Consider the following 20,018-nt stretch of genomic DNA (forward strand, 5'->3'; position numbering starts at 1 on the left):
ACCGGCGTCGTGCCCCCATACGCCCCCGCCCGGCCCGTACCGAGGCGTCGTCTCCACCGGATTGGACCATGACGGACTCACCCAGCGCCGCCCACCGCGACAAGGTCGCCATCATCGGCATCGGCTGCCGGCTCCCCGGACACGCGGGTGACCACCGGTCCTACTGGCGCAATCTGATCGAAGGCCGGGACTGTCTCGTCCCCACCCCGGCGGACCGGTACGACACCACGACCCTCGGCAGCCGCGACCGGGCCAAGCCGGGCCGGCTGACCGGCGGCAGAGGCGGCTACATCGACGGCTTCGACGAGTTCGACCCCCACTTCTTCGGGATCAGCCCGCGCGAGGCCGAGCACATGGACCCGCAGCAGCGGAAGCTCCTGGAGGTGTCCTGGGAGGCGCTGGAGGACGGTGGGCAGCGGCCCGCCGAACTGGCCGGGCGGGACGTCGGCGTCTTCATCGGCGCCTTCACCCTGGACTACAAGATCCTGCAGTTCGCCGACCTCGGCTTCGAGACGCTGGCCGCGCACACCGCGACCGGCACGATGATGACGATGGTCTCGAACCGCATCTCGCACTGCCTCGACTTCCGCGGCCCCAGCGTCTCGATCGACACGGCGTGCAGCTCCTCCCTGGTCGCGGTCCACCTGGCCTGCCAGAGCCTGCAGCGCGGCGAGAGCGAACTCGCCCTGGCCGGAGGTACCCTGCTGCACCTCGCGCCGCAGTACACCATCGCCGAGACCAAGGGCGGCTTCCTCTCCCCCGACGGACGCTCCCGCGCCTTCGACGCCTCCGCCGACGGCTACGTACGGGCCGAGGGCGTCGGCGTCGTGGCGCTCAAGCGCCTCTCGGACGCGCTGCGCGACGGCGACCCGGTGCACGCCGTGGTGATCGGCAGCGGGGTGAACCAGGACGGACGCACCAACGGCATCACCGTGCCCAGCGCTGACGCCCAGGCCACGCTCATCGAGCGGGTCTGCGCCGAGGCGGGAGTGACACCGGGCAGCCTCCAGTACGTCGAGGCGCACGGCACCTCCACCCCCGTCGGCGACCCGATCGAAGCGCGGGCGCTGGGCCGGGTGCTGGCGCAGGGCCGGGCGCCCGGGGCGCGGTGCTACGTCGGCTCGGTCAAGACCAACATCGGGCACACGGAGGCCGCCGCCGGCGTCGCGGGCCTGATCAAGACGGCGCTGGCCCTCCGGCACCGCCGCATCCCACCGCACCTGAACCTCGAACAGCCCAACCCCGCCATCGACTTCGCCGCGCTGCCCTTCGAGATCCCGACCGCACCGGTCGACTGGCCGGAGCACGAGGGGCCCGCGCGGGCAGGCGTCAACTCCTTCGGCTTCGGCGGCACCAACGCCCACGTCCTGCTGGAGGAAGCGCCGCCCCGCCCGCCGGAGGAGCCGCGCGCGACGGCCCGGACGCCCGCCCGCTCGGTCCTCCCGCTGAGCGCCCGGCACGCGTCGGGCCCGGCCGAACTGGCCGCGGGCGTCCGCCGCGAACTTGCCGCCGGAGTGCCCCTCGCGGACCTCGGGCACACCCTGGCCCACCGCCGCCAGCACTTCGAGGAGCGCCTCGCCGTCGTCCACTCCCCCCTCGGCCCGCCCGGCTCCCTCGACGAGGTACTGGCCGCCTGCGAGCGCGGGGAGCATCACCCCCGGGCCGTGCGGGGCCGCCTCCGGGAGCCCGGGGCGCAGCGGCTGGTGTGGGTGTTCACCGGCATGGGGCCGCAGTGGTGGGGCATGGGGCGCGAGCTCCTGGACGCCGAGCCCGTGTTCCGGGAGGCGGTCGAGCGCTGCGACCGGGAGGTCCGGCGCCAGGCGGGCTGGTCGCTGCTCGACGAGCTGACCCGGCCCGAGGCGGAGTCCCGGATGGCCGAGACCTGGCTCGCCCAGCCCGCCAACTTCGCCGTCCAGGCGGGGCTCGCGGCGCTGTGGGAACACCACGGGGTGCGGCCGGACGCCGTCGTCGGGCACAGCACCGGCGAGATCGCCGCCTTCCACCAGGCCGGGGTGTACGGCCTGGAGGACGCCGTCCGGATCGCGCTGGCGCGCAGCGCCCTCCAGCACCGGCTCGCGGGCACCGGCGTGATGCTGGCGGCGAACCTGTCCGAGGAGGAGGCCGAGCGGCTGGTCCGCCCGTACCGGGACCACGTGTCGGTCGCCGCCGTGAACAGCCCGGCGTCGGTGACGCTGTCCGGGGACCGGGACACCCTCGGGGAGCTCGCCGGGCGGCTGGAGCGGGAGCAGGTCTTCGCCCGGTTCCTCGACGTCGAAGTGCCGTACCACAGCGTCCGGATGGACCCGATCGAGGCCGAGCTGCACGAGGCGCTGGCCGGGATCGCGCCGCGCGCCGCCGGTCTCCCGCTGTATCTGACCGCCCGCGAGGGGCGTGCGCGAGGGCCGGAGCTGGACGCCGCGTACTGGTGGGAGAACGTCCGGCGGCCCGTCCGGTTCCGTGCCGCGGTCGACCGGCTGGTCGACGACGGGTACACGCTGTTCCTGGAGATCGGTCCGCACCCGGTGCTCGGCCACTCGATCCGGGAGTGCCTGGAGGGCCGGGCCGTCGAGGGGGTGACGCTGCCGTCGATCCGGCGCCGGGAGGACGAGCCCGAGCGGTTCGCCCGCTCCCTCGCGGAGCTGTACACGCTGGGCGTCGACGTGGACTGGTCGGTGCTCCAGCCCGTGGGGCGGCCGGTGCCGCTGCCGGGCTATCCGTGGCAGCGGGAGCGGTACTGGGTGGAGCCCGCGCCGGTGGAGCAGATCCGGCTCGGCCGGCTGGACCACCCGCTGCTCGGCCGGCGGACCTCCGCGCTGCAGCCGACCTGGGAGAGCCGCCTGGACACCGAGCGGCTGCCGTACCTGGCCGACCACCGGATCGAGGACAGCACGGTCTTCCCGGCCGCCGGGTACCTGGAGATGGCCGCGCAGGCGGTCCGGGCGCTGACCGGCGGCCACACGGCGACCCTGGCCGACGTCGAGTTCTCCCGGGCCCTGTTCCTGCCCGACGGCGAGGCGACGGCCGTCCAGCTGGCCTTCGCGCCGGAGGAGGCCGGGTTCACCATCGCCTCCCTCGCCGGTTCCGGGACCGGGGCTCCGGACCGTACGGTCCACGCGAGCGGGGTCGTCCGCACCGGGCAGCCACGTCGGCTCGCGGAACCGCTGGACACGGACGCGGTACGGGTGCGGGCGGGGCGTCGGCTCGACCGGGAGGCGTGCTACGGCGAGCTGGCGGCGCTCGGCTACCACTACGGCCCGGCGTTCCGGGCGATCGACGAGGTGTGGACGGCGCCCGGCGAGGCGCTGTCGCTGATCCGGCCCACCCCGGGCATGGGCGACGGGGCCGCGGACTGCCATGTGCACCCCGTGCTCCTGGACGCCTGCTTCCAGACCATGCTCACTGCGATGACGCCGGACGACGGCCGGTCCGCCGGGATCCGGCTGCCCGTCGGCATCGCGGAGCTGCGGCTGGACGCGGTCGGCGACCGGGCCCTGTGGGCGCACGCGACGGTGACCGCGGAGAGCGACGAGGAACTGGTCGGCGACCTCGCCCTGTACACCGAGGACGGGACGCCGCTCGGCCGGATCAGCGGCTTCCGCGCGGCGGCGGTGGACCGGGTGGCCTCCTCGGTGAAGCTCGGCACCATCGACGGCTGGCTGGCCGAGGTGGTCTGGGAGGAGACGCCCACCGAGGCGCCGGAGGACGGCGGGACCGCCGAGGGGACCGGGGACGGTCCCGACGGCTCCCCCGCGCCCGACCTGCTGGTCTTCGCCGACGAGGGCGGGCTCGGCGCGCGGATGGCCGAGGCGGTCGTGGCGCGCGGCGGGCGGTGCCGGCTGGTCCGCCCGGGCAGCCGATACCGAAGCGGGGCCCGGCACATGACCGTGCGACCCGATTCGGCGGCCGATCTGCGCATGCTGTTCGACGAACTCGGGCCGGGGTTCGGAGCCGTGGTGCATCTGTGGAACCTCGATCTGCCCCCGCTGGACACGGTCGGCGCGGCGGACCTCGACGGGATCGGCACGGTCGGCGGCTACTCGCTCGTCCTGCTCGCCCAGGTGCTGCCCGAGGCGTGCCCGGAGGGGCGCCTGCACATCGTCACCCGGGGCGCCCAGGCGGTGGTGCCGGGCGAGCCGGTGGAGCCGTTCGGCGCGCCTGCCTGGGGCATCGGCCGGGTGCTGTGGCAGCAGGAACTCACCGGTCACAGCGGCAAACTGATCGATCTCGACCCGGCCGGGGGTCCCGGCGAGGCCGAGGTGCTGCTGCGCGCGCTCACGGCGGACGACGGCGAGGGCGAGATCGCGCTGCGGTCCGGGCGGCGGCACCTCAGCCGGCTGCGTCCGCCCACGGGGTTGACCCGTCCGCTGCCGCTGCGGTTGCGCGCGGACGGCGCCTATCTGGTCACCGGCGCGTTCGGGGCGCTGGGGCGGCTGCTCTGCCGCACCCTGGTACGGCGCGGGGCCCGGCGCCTGGTCCTGCTCGGCCGCACCGGCGTGCCGGAGCGCGGCGCGTGGCGGGGGCTCGATCCGGGCGGCCCCGAGGGGCGGCGGGTCGCGTTCCTGCGCGAGCTCGAAGCGCTCGGCGCAGAGGTGCTGGTCGCCGCGGTGGACGTGACCGACGCGGCGGCCATGGAGGACTGGCTGGCCGGGCGTCGGGCCGCCGGTCTGCCGCCGGTGCGGGGCGTGTTCCACCTCGCGGGACAGGTGCGGGACGTCCTGCTGCCGTCGTTGGACCGCGAAGCGTTCGACGCGGGCTACGGGCCGAAGGTGCACGGCGGGTACCTGCTGCACCAGCTGCTGCGCGACGAGCCGGTCGAGCACTTCGTACTGTTCGCGTCGGTCGCCTCGCTGCTGACCACGGCCGGTCAGGTCAACTACGCGGCCGGGAACGCGTTCCTGGACGCGCTCGCCCATCACCGCCGGGCGCTCGGTCTGCCCGCGCTCAGCCTGGACTGGGGGCCGTGGGCCACCGGCATGATCGAGGAGCTCGGGCTGGTCGCCCACTACCGGGACGCGCGCGGGATGAGCTCGCTGGCGCCGGAGGCGGGCATGGCGGTCCTGGAGCGGGTGATCGGGCAGGACCGGGCCCAGTTGCTGGTGGCCGCGGTGGTGGACTGGCCGGTGTTCCTGTCCTGGTATCCCACCCCGCCGCCGCTGGTGTCGGCGCTCGCCGCCGCGGCGGCGCGGGAGGTCCCGGCGGGGCAGGGCGGCAGTCTGCTCGACGCGTTCCGCGCCGCCGACGAGGCGGCGCGTACGGCGTTGGTGGCCGAGCGGTTCGCGGCCCTCGCGGCGGGTGTGCTGCGGGTGCGGCCGGAGCTGGTCGACGCGGACGCCCGGCTCGGCTCGCTCGGTCTGGACTCGCTGCTCGCCATGGAGCTGCGGGCCCGGACCCACACCGAGCTGGGGGTCTCGCTGCCGGTGGTGGCGCTGCTCAGCAATGGGCCGGTGAGCGAGCTGACCGAGCGGCTGCACGCGGGGCTGACCGAGCTCGCGGAGGCCGGGGATCCGGTGGCGGAGACGGCGGTGGAGTTGTTCACCGACGAGGCGTGCTACCCACTCACCCACAACCAGCAGGCCCTGTGGTTCCTCCGGCAGCTCAACCCGGACGGCTTCGCGTACAACATCGGCGGCGCGGTGGAGGTGCGCGCGGAGCTCGACCCGGAGCTGCTGTTCGATGCCTTCCGGACGCTGATCGCCCGGCATCCGAGCCTGCGCGTCAACATCACCACCGAGGACGGGCGTCCGGTCCAGCGGGTGCGGCCCGAGGCCATCGCCGACACCGGTCTTCTCGATGTGTCCGGGCTGCCCTGGGACGAGGTCCGCGCCCGGCTGGTAACGGAGTACCGCAGGCCGTACGACCTGGAGCGGGATCCTCTGGTGCGGCTGCGGCTGTTCCGGCGGGCCCCGGACCGCTGGGTACTGATGAAGGCGGTCCACCACATCGTCTCGGACGCGATCTCCACCTTCACCTTCGTCGAGGAGCTGTTCGAGGTCTACCACGGGCTGCGCACCGGCCGGCCGGCGGAGCTGGCCCCGGTCCGGGCCCGCTACCTGGACTTCCTCAACCGGCGAAACCGCTTCCTGGCCGGGCCCGAGGCGCGGCGGATGCTGGAGTACTGGCGGGAGCACCTGCCGCGGGAGGTCCCGGCGCTCGAACTGCCCACCGACCGGCCGCGCCCGCCGGTGCAGACCGACAACGGCGCCTCCGAGTTCTTCCAGCTCGACGACGAGCTCAGCGCCCGGGTGCAGACGCTGGCCCGGGAGCACAACGTCACCGTGTTCACGGTGCTGCTCACCGCGTACTACCTGCTGCTGCACCGCTGGTCGGGGCAGGACGAGATCGTGGTCGGCAGCCCCGTCACCGGGCGCACCGAGGAGGAGTTCGCCTCCGTCTACGGCTACTTCGTCAATCCGCTGCCGCTGCACGTGAGCCTGGCCGGGGAGCCGTCGGTGGCCGAGATGCTGGGCCGGGTGCGGGACACGGTCCTCGGGGGCCTCGACAATCAGGAGTACCCGTTCGTGCTGCTCGTGGAGCAGTTGGGCCTCCAGCACGACCCGAGCCGCTCGGCGGTCTTCGAGGCGATGTTCATCCTGCTCAACCACAAGGTGGCCGTGGAGCGCTTCGGGTACACACTGGAGTACATCGAACTTCCCGAGGAAGAGGGGCAGTTCGATGTCACGCTGTCCGCGTACGAGGACCGGTCCGACGGGCGCTTCCACTGCGTGCTGAAGTACAACACCGACCTGTTCGACGCGGCGACGGTGCGTCGGATGGCCGCGCACTACCGGAACCTCCTCGACGGCCTGACCCGCGCGGAGGGCGAGCGCCCGGCGGGACGGCTGCCGATGCTGGGGGCCGGGGAACGGGAGCGGATCGTCACCGGGTTCGGCGGCGTCGGCCGACGGATCGACCACGACGTGCCGGTGCACGAGCTGATCGGGAAGATCGCCGCGCAGTTCCCGGAGGCGGTCGCGGTGTCCGTGCCGGGCGGGCGGCGGCTCGGCTACCGGGAGCTGGACCAGCGCTCGCGGCGCGTGGCGGCCTCGCTGCGCGAACGCGGCGTCGGCGCCGGGACGGTGGTGGCGGTGCGTCTTGCGAAGTCGCCGGAGCTGGTGATCGCGCTGCTCGCGGTGTGGCGGGCCGGGGGCGCGTATCTGCCGCTGGACCCGGACCACCCGGCGGAGCGGCTGGCCGAGCTGATGGAGAACGCCGGGGCCACGCTGGTTCTGACCGACGGGCGGCGGGGCCAGGCGGCCCGGCTGCCGGGACGGCCGGTCACCCTCGACGAGCTGGACCGGCCAGGGACCGAGGCGCGGCCGGAGCCGGCCGTGGGCCTCGACCAGACGGCATACGTGATCCACACCTCGGGTTCCACCGGCCGCCCCAAGGCGGTGCGGGTCAGCCACCGCAACCTGGCCTCGGTGTTCGTCGCCTGGCAGCAGGAGTACCGGCTGGACACCGACGTCCGGGTGCACCTGCAGATGGCGGGCGTCTCCTTCGACGTGTTCACCGGGGACCTGGTCCGGGCGCTGTGTTCGGGCGGGACGCTGGTCCTCGTCGACCGGGACCTCCTTTTCGACACCGCGCGGCTCTACCGGACCATGCGCGCGGAGGGCGTGGACTGCGGCGAGTTCGTGCCGTCGGTGGCGCGCGGGCTGCTGGCGCACTGCGAGCGGGAGGGGCTGGGCCTGGAGTTCATGCGCCTGGTGATCGTCGGCTCGGACGCCTGGCGGGCGGGCGAGCACCGGAGGCTCGTCGCGCTGTGCGGGCCGGGGACCCGGGTGGTCAACTCGTACGGGCTGACCGAGGCCACCATCGACAGCGCCTGCTACGAGGGGCCGGCGGAGGGGCTGGCGCCGGGCCGGATGGTGCCGGTCGGCCGGCCGCTGCCCAACAGCGAGCTGTACGTCCTCGACCGGCACGGCGAGCCGGTGCCGCCGGGGGTGGCCGGTGAGCTGTGGATCGGCGGCGCCGGCGTCGCCGACCGCTACCTGGGTGATCCGGAGCGGACGGCCGAGCGGTTCGTGACCCTCGAACCGGGCGGCGAACCCGTACGGCTGTACCGGACGGGGGACCTCGGGCACTGGGACGCGGAGGGGGTGCTGCACCTCCTCGGGCGGGCCGACGGGCAGGTGAAGGTGCGCGGCCACCGGGTGGAGACCGGGGAGATCGAGGCGCGGCTGGCCGCCCGGCCCGAGCTGGCGCAGGTGTGCGTGACGGTACGGCGGGACGAGACGGGCGAGAACGTGCTGTGCGCCTACTGCGTGCCCGCGCCGGGCGCGGTGGCCGACGCCCGGGAGCTGCGCCGCCACCTCGCGGAGCAGCTGCCGACGTATCTGATCCCGGCGCACTTCACGGAGCTGTCCGCGCTGCCGCTGACCGCGAACGGAAAGGTCGATCTCGGCGCGCTGCCGGAGCCGCACGCGGAGGCGGGACCGGAGAGGTACGAACCGCCGGTGACGCTGTACGAGACGCGGATGGCGGCGCACTGGCGGTCGCTGCTCGGGCTGGAGCGGCCGGGGCTGCGGGACGACTTCTTCGAGGCGGGCGGCAGTTCGATCAAGCTGATCGAGCTGATCCACCACCTGCGGACCGAGTTCAACGCGTCCGTGCCGGTCGGGCGGCTGTTCCAGACCAGCACCCTGCACGGCATGGCCCGCACCCTGGAGGACGTCGTCACCGGGCGGCTGCCCGGCGCCGAGCCGTACCTGTGGTTCAACCCGGGCGCGGACCCGGCGGCGACGGTGTTCTGCCTGCCGCCCGCGGGCGGGCACGGGCTGGTGTACCGGCAGCTCGCGGCGCGGCTGCCCGAGCACCGCTTCGCCGCGTTCAACTACCTGTCGGGTCCGGACAAGGCGGCCCGGTACGCGGATCTGGCCGAGGAGCTGCACCCGGGCGGGCCGTACACGCTCTTCGGTTACTCCCTCGGCGGCAACCTCGCGTTCGAGATCGCCGGGGAGCTGGAGCGGCGGGGCCGCGCGGTGGACCTCGTGCTGATCATGGACTCGTACCGGATCGCCGAGGCCGTCGCCCTCGGCGAGGAGCACCTGGCCGAGTTCGAGGCGGAGCTCGCGGAGCACCTGCGGCGGCACACCGGTTCCGAGATCGTCGCCCGGGAGACCGTGGAGCAGGGCCGCGAGTACCTGGCGCACTGCGGTGCTCACCCGTCGCTCGGTGTGCTCGGCGCGCCGATCGCGGTGATCTCCGACCAGGACAAGCTGCTCCGCTTCGCGGCGGACGAGCCCGGCGGCTGGCACGGGGTCACAGCCGCCGGGTGCACCGTACGCAAGGGGCACGGGCGGCACGCCGAGATGCTCGACGGCTCGTTCCTCGACGGGAACGCGGAGCTGGTCCGGGCGCTGCTGGCGGGAGGTGCCGCGGATGGGCGTGCGTGACGGCGGGCCCCGTTGGGAGGCCCGGCCTCCCGGCGGGCGGCCCCGGGTGATCATCATCGGCGCGGGCATGTCGGGTCTGGCCGCCGGCTGCTACGCGCAGATGAGTGGGCTGGAGAGCCGGATCTTCGAGAAGCACGTGCTGCCAGGGGGCTGCTGCACCGCCTGGGCTCGGCAGGGCTACCTCTTCGACTACTGCATCGACTGGCTGATCGGCACGGCAGCCGGGACCGGGGCGAACGACGTGTGGCGCGAGCTCGGGGCACTGGACGGGAAGCGGATCACCCATTTCGACCAGTTCAACCGGGTGGTGACGGAGGACGGCCGGTCCGTCACGTTCTACAACGACCCGGACCGGCTCCAGAAGCACCTGCTGGAGCTCTCGCCCGGCGACGAGCGCCTGATCCGGGCGTTCTGCCGGGACCTCAGGCGCTTCGCGGGGCTCGCCCCGCACTGGGAGCTGAAGCCGCCACCGCTGAAGTCCCTGACGGAGAAAGCGCGAACTCTGCTCGCGATCCTGCCGGCGTTTCGGCTGTACTGGCGCACCGCGGCCACGCCGATGCGCCGGTTCGCGGACCGCTTCGAGGACCCCCTGCTGCGCCAGGCGTTCCCGAACATGTTCCTCCAGGAGCTGACCGGCTTCCCGCTGCTCCCCTTCCTCTTCACGATGTCCTGCGCCTTCAACGGCAACGCGGGCTTCCCGGAGGGCGGTTCGCTGGGTCTGGCCCGGTCGGTGGAGGAGCGGTACACGGGGCTCGGCGGGCACATCGGCTACCGCGCCCGGGTGGAGCGGATCCTCGTCGAGGACGGGCGGGCGGTCGGCGTACGGCTGCGGGACGGGCAGGAGCACTTCGCCGACCACGTGATCGCCGCCTGCGACGGGCCGACGGTGCTGGACCGGCTGCTGGAGGGGCGGTGGAGCAGCCCGCGCACCGAGCGGCTGTACACGGAGCTGCTGGACCGGCCGGACAACCTGTACCCGGCGGTGGTCTCCGCGTTCGTCGGGATCGACGGCCCGCTGCCCGCCGGTGAGCCACACAGCACCACGTACCTCCTCGGTCCGGAGCGGGGCGCGGCGCTGCCGGGGAGCCTCCAGCACAGTCTGGTGGTGCAGCGGCGGTCCGACTACGCCGACGGCTTCGCGCCGGCCGGGAAGTCGGTGCTGCACTGCACGTACTTCACCGACCACCGGTCCTGGCAGGATCTGCGGAAGGCGGACCGGCGGGCCTACCGGGAGCGCAAGCAGGAGGTCGTCGACTTCCTGCGGGCCTTCCTGGCCGAGCGTCATCCGGGCCTCGAGGAGCGGATCGAGCTGGTGGACGTGGCGACGCCCGCGACGACGGAGCGGTACACCGGCAACACCTACGGCAGCATCCTGGCCTGGAAAGCGTTCTCCGAGGCCGACGACGTGTCGACCGCGCTGGTGGACCGGGACCGGATGCGGCTGCCGGGGCTGAGCGGCTTCTCGATGGCCGGGCAGTGGACCGGGATGGGCGGCCTGATCCGGGCCGCGACCAGCGGCCGGTACGCGGTCCAGTTCCTCTGCGACGAGCTGGGCCGGGAGTTCCGGGCCTGGCCGAGCGAGGGTGCCGGGCCGTGGCATCCCGGGAAGCTGGGCCGGCTGCCACGACTCGAACAGCGGGGCGACGCCGGGAAGGCGGCGGTGGCCGAATGACCAGAAGGACCATGCTGATCGTCGGCGGAGGGCTCGGTGGGCTCTCCACCGGCTGCTACGCCCAGATGAACGGCTATCGCAGCAGGGTGCTGGAGATGCACGAGATCCCGGGCGGCTCCTGCACGGCCTGGGACCGGGGCGACTTCACCCTCGACTGCTGTGTGAGCTGGCTGCTCGGCAGCGGGCCGGGCAACGAGATGCACCAGATCTGGCTGGAGCTCGGCGCGCTCCAGGGCAAGCGGATGCGCAACTTCGACGTGTTCAACACGGTGCGCGGCCGGGACGGGCGGGCGGTCCACTTCTACTCCGATCCGGACCGCCTCGAAGCGCACCTGCTCGCCCTCTCCCCCGGCGACGCCCGGGTGATCCGCGACTTCTGCGCCGGGCTGCGGACCTTCCGCAAGGCACTGGCCCGCTACCCGTTCCTCACCCCGGTCGGGCTCATGGGCCGCGTGGAGCGCTGGCGGATGCTGGCGTCCTTGGTCCCCTACTTCAACGTGATCCGGCGCTCCATCGGCACGCTGATGCGGGACTACTCGCAGCGCTTCCGGGACCCGCTGCTGCGCGAGGCGTTCAACTTCATCCTGTACGAGAAGCATCCCAACTTCCCCGTGCTGCCGTTCTACTTCCAGCTCGCGGCGCACGCCGACGCCTCGGCCGGTGTCCCCGAGGGCGGCTCGCTGGGCCTGGCCCGCTCGGTCGAGGAGCGCTACCGGGGGCTCGGCGGCGAGGTCATGTACAACGCCAGGGTCGTGGAGATCCTGGTGGAGAACGACCGGGCGGCCGGGGTCCGGCTGAGCGACGGCACAGAGCTGCGGGCGGACATCGTGGTCTCCGCCTGCGACGGGCGCACCACGCTCCTCGACCTGCTGAAGGGCCGCTACCTCACCGACACGTACCGGGAGCTGTACACCCGGACCATCACGGAACCCGACATGGTGTTCCCCGGCTACCTCACGGTCTTCCTGGGGCTGCGCCGGCCCTTCCCGGACGGCGAGCCCTGCACCACGTACCTCCTGGAGGACGCGGTCGCGGAACGGCTCACCGGCATCCGGCACCCCAGCGTCAACGTGCAGTTCCGCAGCCGCCACTACCCGGAGCTGTCGCCGCCGGGCACCTCCGTGGTGTACGCCACGTACTTCTGCGACATCGCGCCGTGGCGGGAGCTGAGCACCGGTCCCGAGCAGTTCACCCGGATCCGCCGCGGCGAGGAGCTGCACACGCTGCCGGTCGGGCGCGGGCGCGACTACCAGCGGGCCAAGCGGCAGGTGCGGGACACGATCGTGGACTTCCTCGACGAGCGGCACCCAGGACTGCGGGACGCGATCGTGGTGCGGGACGTGTCCACCCCGCTCACCCAGGTCCGCTACACCGGCAACTACGACGGCACGGTGCTCGGCTGGCAGCCGTTCGTGGACAGCGGCGAGACCGTGGAGCAGGAGGTCAAGCGACACGGTCCGGGACTGCCGGGGCTCGCGGACTTCTATCTGTCCGGCGTCTGGGCCACCACCGGCGGCCTGATCCGGGCCGCGGCCTCGGGACGGCACGTCATGCACTTCGTCTGCCGCGACGACGGGCGGCCGTTCACCGCCTCCGTCGACGACAGCGCCCCTCTCCCCGTACAACTCATCGAACCCGCAGGAGCGACCCCGTGAAGACCGAGAAGTGGATCGTCAGGGAGCACAACGACGGCGTGCCGGACGTGGGCCGGATGTACGTGAAGATGGTGGAGGAGCTCGACACCGACCTGGCCGAGGACGAGATGCTGCTGCGCACGCGGTACGTCTCTGTCGACCCGTACCTCCACGGGATCGCCCTGGACACCCCGGTGGGCGACCACATGGGCGCCGACTCGATCATGGAGGTGCTGGCGGCCGGACCGCGGGCGATGTTCGGCGTCGGGGACCTCGTGCAGGGCTTCGGCGGCTGGCGCACCCACCTGGTCAGTAACGGCGCGGGGGCGCTGTGGCAGACCGGCACGTTCCCGATGGTCTTCCCCGCGTACCGGAAGCTGGACCCGGCCCACTACGACGAGGCGCTGCCGCTGAGCACCGCGCTCGGCATCCTCGGCGGCGCCGGGATGACCGCGTGGGGCGCCCTCACCACCTTCCTGGCCGTACGGCCCGGCGACACGGTCCTGATCAGCGGCGCGTCCGGCGCGATCGGCACGCTGGTCGGGCAGCTGGCGAAGCGGGCGGGCGCGCGGGTGGTGGGCACGACCGGTTCGCCGGAGAAGGCGGCACGGCTGACGGCGCTCGGCTTCGACGCCGTCGTCGTCTTCCGGCACGGCGGGGACCCGGCGCAGCTCCGCGAGGACCTGGTGAAGGCGGCTCCTGGCGGCGTCGACCGGTACTTCGACAACCTCGGCGGGGTCATGACCGATACCGTCTTCACGATGCTCACCGTGGACAGCCGGGTCGCGGTGTGCTGGCAGTGGGCGAGCCAGGTCGGCGGCGAGTGGACCGGGCCCCGGCTGCTGCCGTACATCATGTTCCCGCGCACGACGATCCGCGGGATCTTCGCGCTGGAGTGGTTCACCGAGGACAACTGGGCGGCGCTGCACGCCGAGCTGGGGCCGCTGGTGCGCGCCGGCGAGATCCGCTACCAGCAGACCATGCACCACGGCTTCGACTCCATTCCCGCCGCCTACCGCAGCCTGTACACCGACCGCGCGGCGTCCTTCGGCAAGGTGCTGGTCGAGCTGTGAGGCGCGGCCACACCCGAGCGCTCACCGAGGGCCCGAGCCCGGCCGACGCGCACGAGCCAGTCCTGCCGTACCCCGACGGCTGGTTCTCGGTGGCGTTCTCCTCGGAGGTGGTGCGGGGGGCGCTGCTGACCCGGCCGCTCCAGGGCGAGGACGTGGTGCTCTACCGGCTCCGCGACGGCCAGGTGCGGGCGGTCCGCCCGTACTGCCCGCACCTGGGGGCGCACCTCGGGCTCGGCGCGCTGGAGGGCGACGAACTGCTGTGCCCCTTCCACCGCTTCGCCTTCGGCCCGGACGGCGCCTGCACGCGGACGGGGTACGGCACGCCCCCACCGCCGTCCTCGGACCTGACCCTGCTGCCGGTGCGCGAGGTCGACGGCGCCGTCTTCGTGTGGCGGCACCACGACGGGCGGGCGCCGGACTGGGAGCTCACGCCCTGGCACACGCTCGGGACGCGGGCGCCGCGGTTGGCCGCGTGGGAGATGGCGGGGCACAGCCAGGACGTGGTCGAGAACACGGTGGACATCGGGCACTTCACGCCGCTGCACGGCTGGGGCGCGTCGGAGGTAGCCGAGCCGGCGGTCTTCGAGGGGCGGTCCTTCCGGATCTCGGTGCGCTCCGAGGAGCGGGTGCCGCTGCTGGGCGCGAGTCCGCTGGAGGTGACGCTGGAGGGCAACGGGATCAGCCGGGTGCACGTGTGCACGGCGCTCCCTCGGTTCGGGGTGCGCACCTGTGCCGTATACACGACCACGATGATCGCGCCCGCGGCTTTCCAGCTGCGCCAGACGAGCCGCTTCGAGGTGGCCGAGCCGGCCGCCCTCCCGGCCCCGCTGGCCCGCTGGGTGAGCGGCTCGGTACACCGGCTGCTGGCGGGTGTGATGTTCCGGGGCAACTGCGCTTTCGTGTCCCAGGACTTCCCGGTCTGGACGACGAAGCGGTACGTGTCTCCGCCCCGGCTGGCCCGCGGCGACGGCCCGATCGGCCCGTTCCGCCACTGGGCCCGGCAGTTCTACTCGCCGGACCGGCTGCGGGTGCGGGTGCCGTCGTCGGTGATGCGGGGAGCGGCGGGGGAAGCGGAGAGCAGGGTGACGTAGCGTGGCCGCTCCGAGAAGCCGGGGGGCGGGGGCTTCGCCGGACGGGAGGACGGGGCGGTTCGGATGACGGCGGGGCGTCAGGCGCTCCGCCATGCCTGGTGCTCTTCGAGCGCGAGGACCTGCAGGCACATCTCACCGGCGCGGAGTGGACCGACAACGAAGCCTTCGCCGCCTACGGGCTCGATGACTCCACCATCACCGCGCTTCGCACCTGAGCCCCTGGAATGGGTCGACGACCTGGCAGGCCGTTTACTCGAAGAGACCCACGATCCGGACATCGACTGACCGCGTGAGGTGGTCGAGGGCCGCCGGAGCACGCTGCCCTGACGGCCCCGGCGCACCTGATAGAGCGAGGAAGCCGACCAAGGTCTTCCTGATCGAAGGAGCCCCGTTGCCCGTTCAGTGTTCCACCGTCACGCTCACGTCGTCCATCACTGTCGCCGACGGTGTCTTTGCTCCAGGACATGACTCTGCTGCTCAATTCGTTCAGGCGGAGAGTCGGTAGCTGAGTCGTTCGAGCCGGGTGTGGCGGGTTCGGTCGAGAGGGCCGGCGGTCCAGTGGGCGTCGAGCCTGATCAGGTTGAGTGCGGTGGCGGAGAAGGCGTGTTGGAGGCGGACTTTCGGCAGGCCGCGGTAGCGAGGCCATCCCGACGACTGTCCGGAAGAAGGCGTACGTGATCCTCGACGGCACAGTTCTACCGATCGACCGCATCACCGCAGACCGGCCGTATTACTCCGGGAAGAAGAAGCACCACGGGATGAACGTGCAGATCCATGCCGATGCCGCCGGAGGCCTGATCTGGGTCTCGGACGCACTGCCGGGAGCCACACACGACCTGACCGCCGCCCAGACCCACGGCATTCCCGTCGCCCTCGACGCGAACGACAGCAAGTGCTGGGCCGACAAGGCGTATCAGGGCGCCGGCCCAGCGATTCGAGTCCCGATGCGTGGCAAGCACCTCACCCACAGCAGCGGTGCCATCACGGTCAACTTTGGGATGAACGGATAGCAGCACCGCTCTACGAGGAGAGTCCCCGCCTGGCAGAAACCACGCCGCCGATGGGAATCGCCCCCTCGCTGCTTGAGAGGCGAGGCCAAGCTCGAACGTGGCCCGTCATCCGTCCCAGCAGCCCTGTTAGCCGTTCAGTGGCGCACCAAGCCCGACAACCTTCAGCCGAAGACTCTGCGGGGCGCCTGCGGGTCCTTTGGCGCGCAGACAAGGGAAAATCGCTGGTCACGGACTCTCTAGCGTGCGTGGTGGTCGCGTGTGGTCGCACGCTGAGAATGTCAGGCACTTCCCTGCCTCGTGGAGGCGATCGCCATGCGTACCAGCACCGGCCGAGGCCGCATCTACCGCCGCTGCGGCTGCAGAGACACCCACCGTCACCAGATAGGTGCCCGCTGTCCACACCTGGTCACCGACAGCACCCACGGAACCTGGGGATTCGCCGTCGATGTCCCCGCCCCGGACCACCGCAGAACGACGGTGCGCCGCGGCGGCTTCACCACCCAGGATGCGGCCGATGAAGCCTTGCGACGGTTCCTCGAAGGCGAGGCCGGCGGGTTCGAGGCGGACCCGAACCAGACCGTCGCCGCCTACCTGGACACATGGCTGACTGCGAAGGCGCTCGCGCTGAAGCCGACCACGATGGCCCGCTGCCGCGACTACGTCCGCAACGACCTGGTCCCCGCGTTCGGCACCCTCAAGCTCGACCAGCTCGCCCACCGGCATATCGCGGCCTTCGTCACCGGCCAGCTCGCCTGCGGCCGTGGCCGGACACCCTCTACCGGTGCCTCGCCACCCTGTCCAGCGCGCTCGGCGACGCCGTCCGCCAGCACCGCCTCCCCCACAACCCAGCCTCTCCCCCGGTGCTGCACCGGCCGCCGTCGACGGAACGACGGATTTGGACAGCGGAGGAAGCAGCCCGATTCCTCACCCACTGCCATCAGACCGACCACGAGATGGCCGACCTCTTCGAGGTCCTCATCGGCACCGGCATGCGCAAGGGCGAGGCCCTCGGCCTGCACCGGGACGACGTCCACCTCGACCAGGGCGTGCTCTACATCCGCTGCACGCTCTCCGCCGTCGACAACCAGCGTCTCGTCCTCACGACGCCCAAGACCCGGTCAAGCAGAGACTGGGTCGCCATCTCACCCCGCGTCACCACCGCGCTCCGCCGCCGCGCACGCTCCGCTCCAAGTCTCCGCGGCGACCCCAACAACCCGTTCCCGGGGCTGGTCTTCTGCCAACCCGACGGCCGGCCGCTCGGACCGCACCTGGTACTCGACCGACTCCACCGGCTGTCCGAGGAGGCCGGCGTCCCCCGGGTCACGGTCCACGACCTACGGCATCTCGCCGCCACCATCACCATCACCGCCGGCGTCCCACTCACCGTGGTCTCCAAGACGCTGCGGCACTCCACTCTGTCGACCACCGCGAACCTCTACAGCCACCTCACCCGACAAGCCGCACACCAGGCCGTCGACACCATCGACCACACCCTCACCACGGCCGCACGAGCCGCTGACAGCCCGACCCGACCGGCACGGTTGCGACCACCACGCGACCACCTCCACCGCCTGCGCAAAGCCCTCGGCCGGTTCCGCTCCCCCGCACCGTCCGCCTCGCGAACCAGCCCCGGCCCAGGCGTGCGACCACACTGCGACCACCACGCCCCCAGACGCACGAAAGGCCGCCCTCTCACGGATGAGAGAACGACCTCCGACCTGCGTTTCCGCACAGTCGGGACGACAGGATTTGAACCTGCGACCCCTTGACCCCCAGTCAAGTGCGCTACCAAGCTGCGCTACGTCCCGCTGCCCGCCTGACCTGGGGTTTCCCCCTGGCTGAACGCGCATGAGAACAATACCGCACTTCAAGCGGTGCTCACGAACCCGTTTCCGGTGGGCTTGACCTCAACCTTGGTTGATGTCGAACGCTGGGTCTCATGACCACCACGACACCCCCGCCGGTCCACGGCTACGACGAGCTGGCCCGGCTGATGAGTCTCATGACCGGTGACGAGAAGCACGGCCCCGCCGCGACCTCCACACTCGACGCCCTCTGGGTGCTGTACGACCGGGTGCTGCGGGTCTCACCCGGCACCGTCGACTCCCCGGGCCGTGACCGCTTCCTGCTCTCGAAGGGGCACGGCCCCATGGCCTACTACGCCGTGCTGGCGGCCCGTGGCTTCTTCGGGGAGGAGCTGCTCCCCGGCTTCGGTTCGTACGCCTCCCCGCTCGGACACCATCCCGACCGGCTGCTGGTGCCGGGAGCCGAGATCAGCAGCGGGTCGCTCGGTCACGGGCTCCCGCTCGCCGTGGGCAGCGTGCTGGGCCTGCGGGCGCAAGGGCTGAGGGACCCCCGCGTCTGGGTCCTGACCGGCGACGCCGAACTGGACGAGGGCAGCAACCACGAGGCGATCGCCTACGCCGGCCCCGCGGGGCTCGACCAGCTGCACACCGTGGTGATCGACAACGCGTCGGCGACGTACGCCAGGCCGGGTGGCATCGCGGCGCGGTTCGAGGCCGCGGGATGGTCCGCCCGGACCGTGGACGGACGGGACCACGAGGAGCTGTTCGCCGCGTTCACCGCGCCGCACCCCGGCCGGCCGCACGCCGTGATCGCCCGTGTGGCGCCCGGCCGCTGATCACCCGCACCCGAACAGGACGGAGCACACCCCCATGGACACCATGCGTGACCGTTTCATCACCACGACCACCCGGCTGCTGGACGAGGACCCCCGCATCACCGTCGTACTCGCCGAGATCAGCCGCGACGGCTTCCAGCAGGCCGAGCGAGCCCACCCGGACCGGGTGGTCAACGTCGGGATCAGGGAACAACTGCTCATCGGCGCGGGTGCCGGGATGGCCCTGACCGGGGCGCGGCCGGTCATGCACACCTTCGCGAGCTTTCTCGTGGAGCGTCCCTTCGAGCAGGTGAAGCTGGACCTGGGCCACCAGGGCGTGGGCGGCGTGCTGGTCAGCGCCGGGGCCTCGTACGACTGGCCGGCCGGAGGCTTCACCCACATGTCGCCGGGCGATGTCGCCCTTCTCGACACCCTCGACGACTGGACGGTGCACGTGCCTGGGCATCCCGATGAGGCCGAGGCCCTGGTGCGGCGGGCCGTCAAAGGGGAAGGCCGTGTCTACGTACGGCTTTCCCTCCAGTCGAACAGCACCGGCCGTCCGGTCGGGGGCCCCGGCTTCAGCACCGTGCGGCAGGGGACCGGCGGGGTGGTGATCGCCGTCGGTCCCCTGCTCGACAACGTCCTCGCGGCGACAGAGGGCCTGGACACCACCGTGCTGTACGCGACGACCGTGCGGCCTTTCGACGCGGCGGGGCTCCGTCGCGCGGTAGGAACGGGCAGATCGGCGGACGTCGTGCTCGTCGAGCCGTATCTGGCGGGCACGTCGACGGGGGCCGCCAACGACGCCCTGGCCGACCTGCCCCACCGGGTGCTCGGGCTGGGAGTGGGCCGGGGCGAGCTGCGCAGGTACGGGCAGATGGCGGACCACATCGAGGCGCACGGACTCGACGCGCGCGCACTGCGGCAGCGGATCACCGGCTTCCTGCCGGGATGAGATCCCCTCAGCCGTCCGCCGGCGGCGGGTTCAGCTCCGGATGCGCGGACACGAGCCGGCGCGGGGCGGCCTGTCGCCACGAGTCGGTGAGAACAGCGGTCAGTTCGGCCACGTCGTCGAGCGCGGCGAGCCGCACCCGCAGCCAGGCGTAGTTGTCGTCGTGCCCCTCGCGCACGAAGAACTTCTCCGGCTCCGAGGCGATGAGCCCGGCGCGCTCCTCGACGGGGCACTTGACCCCCACGGTGGCGTCGTCGTCACCCAGCGCGGCGAAGATCTTTCCCGCGACCCGGAAGGCGGGCTGCCCCCAGGCGAGCTTCTCGGCCGTGTCCGGCAGCGACAGCGCGATCGCGCGGACGTCATCGGCGGTGAGGGTCATCCACGGTCTCCGATCCGGGGTGCGGTCGGCCCGACCGTATCCCGGGCGAGCGGCGCTCGCGTCGTCCGCGGAGTCCGCGGAGTCCGCGGAGTCCGCGGAGTCCGCGGAGTCCGCGGACGACGCGAGCCCCAGCGCCCCATTGACCCGACCATGCCAGGAAATTACTCTGAACCAGGCACGCCAGAAAGCGCT

Annotated in this window: 9 protein-coding genes, 1 tRNA gene and 3 pseudogenes; 11 read left to right on the top strand and 2 right to left on the bottom strand. The window is 72.5% G+C overall.

Annotation, left to right across the window (positions count from 1 at the left end; translation table 11 throughout):
* The first annotated feature begins 68 nt into the window (after window positions 1-68).
* From OO67_RS21325 to OO67_RS39355, 9 genes and pseudogenes are all read left to right on the top strand, one after another.
* Window positions 69-9,395, top strand: a complete 9,327-nt coding sequence (locus OO67_RS21325) for a non-ribosomal peptide synthetase/type I polyketide synthase (protein WP_033302650.1) — start codon at window positions 69-71, stop codon at window positions 9,393-9,395.
* Entirely contained in the window at window positions 9,382-11,067 is a 1,686-nt protein-coding gene (locus tag OO67_RS21330) for a phytoene desaturase family protein (RefSeq protein WP_033302651.1), read from the top strand. The genes OO67_RS21325 and OO67_RS21330 overlap by 14 nt, the downstream gene beginning before the upstream one ends.
* 11 nt (window positions 11,068-11,078) lie before the next feature.
* A complete protein-coding gene (locus OO67_RS21335; RefSeq protein ID WP_033302652.1) occupies window positions 11,079-12,722 on the top strand; it encodes a phytoene desaturase family protein in 1,644 nt (547 codons plus the stop codon).
* Window positions 12,719-13,774: an MDR family NADP-dependent oxidoreductase gene (locus OO67_RS21340; RefSeq protein ID WP_033302653.1), complete on the top strand. Its 1,056-nt coding sequence runs from the start codon at window positions 12,719-12,721 to the stop codon at window positions 13,772-13,774. Before OO67_RS21335 ends, OO67_RS21340 begins: the two co-directional genes overlap by 4 nt.
* Window positions 13,771-14,865, top strand: coding sequence for a Rieske 2Fe-2S domain-containing protein (locus OO67_RS21345; protein WP_033302654.1), 1,095 nt, complete (start codon window positions 13,771-13,773; stop codon window positions 14,863-14,865). Before OO67_RS21340 ends, OO67_RS21345 begins: the two co-directional genes overlap by 4 nt.
* 104 nt (window positions 14,866-14,969) lie before the next feature.
* Window positions 14,970-15,150, top strand: a pseudogene (locus tag OO67_RS40640) (hypothetical protein); the annotation flags it as partial.
* A gap of 380 nt (window positions 15,151-15,530) precedes the next feature.
* Window positions 15,531-15,857, top strand: a pseudogene (locus OO67_RS21350) (transposase family protein); the annotation flags it as partial.
* Window positions 15,858-16,187: 330 nt separating this feature from the next.
* A pseudogene (locus OO67_RS40870) lies at window positions 16,188-16,553 on the top strand (hypothetical protein); the annotation flags it as partial.
* Window positions 16,554-16,828: 275 nt separating this feature from the next.
* Window positions 16,829-17,644, top strand: coding sequence for a site-specific integrase (locus tag OO67_RS39355; protein ID WP_244300278.1), 816 nt, complete (start codon window positions 16,829-16,831; stop codon window positions 17,642-17,644).
* Here the strand turns inward: OO67_RS39355 and OO67_RS21365 are convergent.
* Window positions 17,610-17,683: transfer RNA gene (locus OO67_RS21365), tRNA-Pro, on the bottom strand. The two genes, OO67_RS39355 and OO67_RS21365, sit on opposite strands and share 35 nt — an antisense overlap.
* 131 nt (window positions 17,684-17,814) lie before the next feature.
* Between OO67_RS21365 and OO67_RS21370 the strand changes: the two genes are divergently transcribed.
* Window positions 17,815-18,516, top strand: coding sequence for a thiamine pyrophosphate-dependent enzyme (locus OO67_RS21370; protein WP_033302657.1), 702 nt, complete (start codon window positions 17,815-17,817; stop codon window positions 18,514-18,516).
* Between the two features lie 34 nt (window positions 18,517-18,550).
* Window positions 18,551-19,450 (top strand): transketolase family protein, encoded by a 900-nt coding sequence (locus OO67_RS21375; RefSeq protein ID WP_033302658.1) that lies wholly within the window; start codon window positions 18,551-18,553, stop codon window positions 19,448-19,450.
* Window positions 19,451-19,457: 7 nt separating this feature from the next.
* On the opposite strand, the gene OO67_RS21380 is transcribed toward OO67_RS21375, so the two are convergent.
* Window positions 19,458-19,826 carry an MmcQ/YjbR family DNA-binding protein gene (locus OO67_RS21380; RefSeq protein WP_033302659.1) on the bottom strand — a complete coding sequence of 123 codons (369 nt, stop codon included), beginning with the start codon at window positions 19,824-19,826 and terminating at the stop codon, window positions 19,458-19,460.
* Window positions 19,827-20,018: the final 192 nt, after the last annotated feature.

The sequence above is a fragment of the Streptomyces atroolivaceus genome (assembly GCF_000717025.1).
GTDB classification, from domain to species: domain Bacteria; phylum Actinomycetota; class Actinomycetes; order Streptomycetales; family Streptomycetaceae; genus Streptomyces; species Streptomyces atroolivaceus.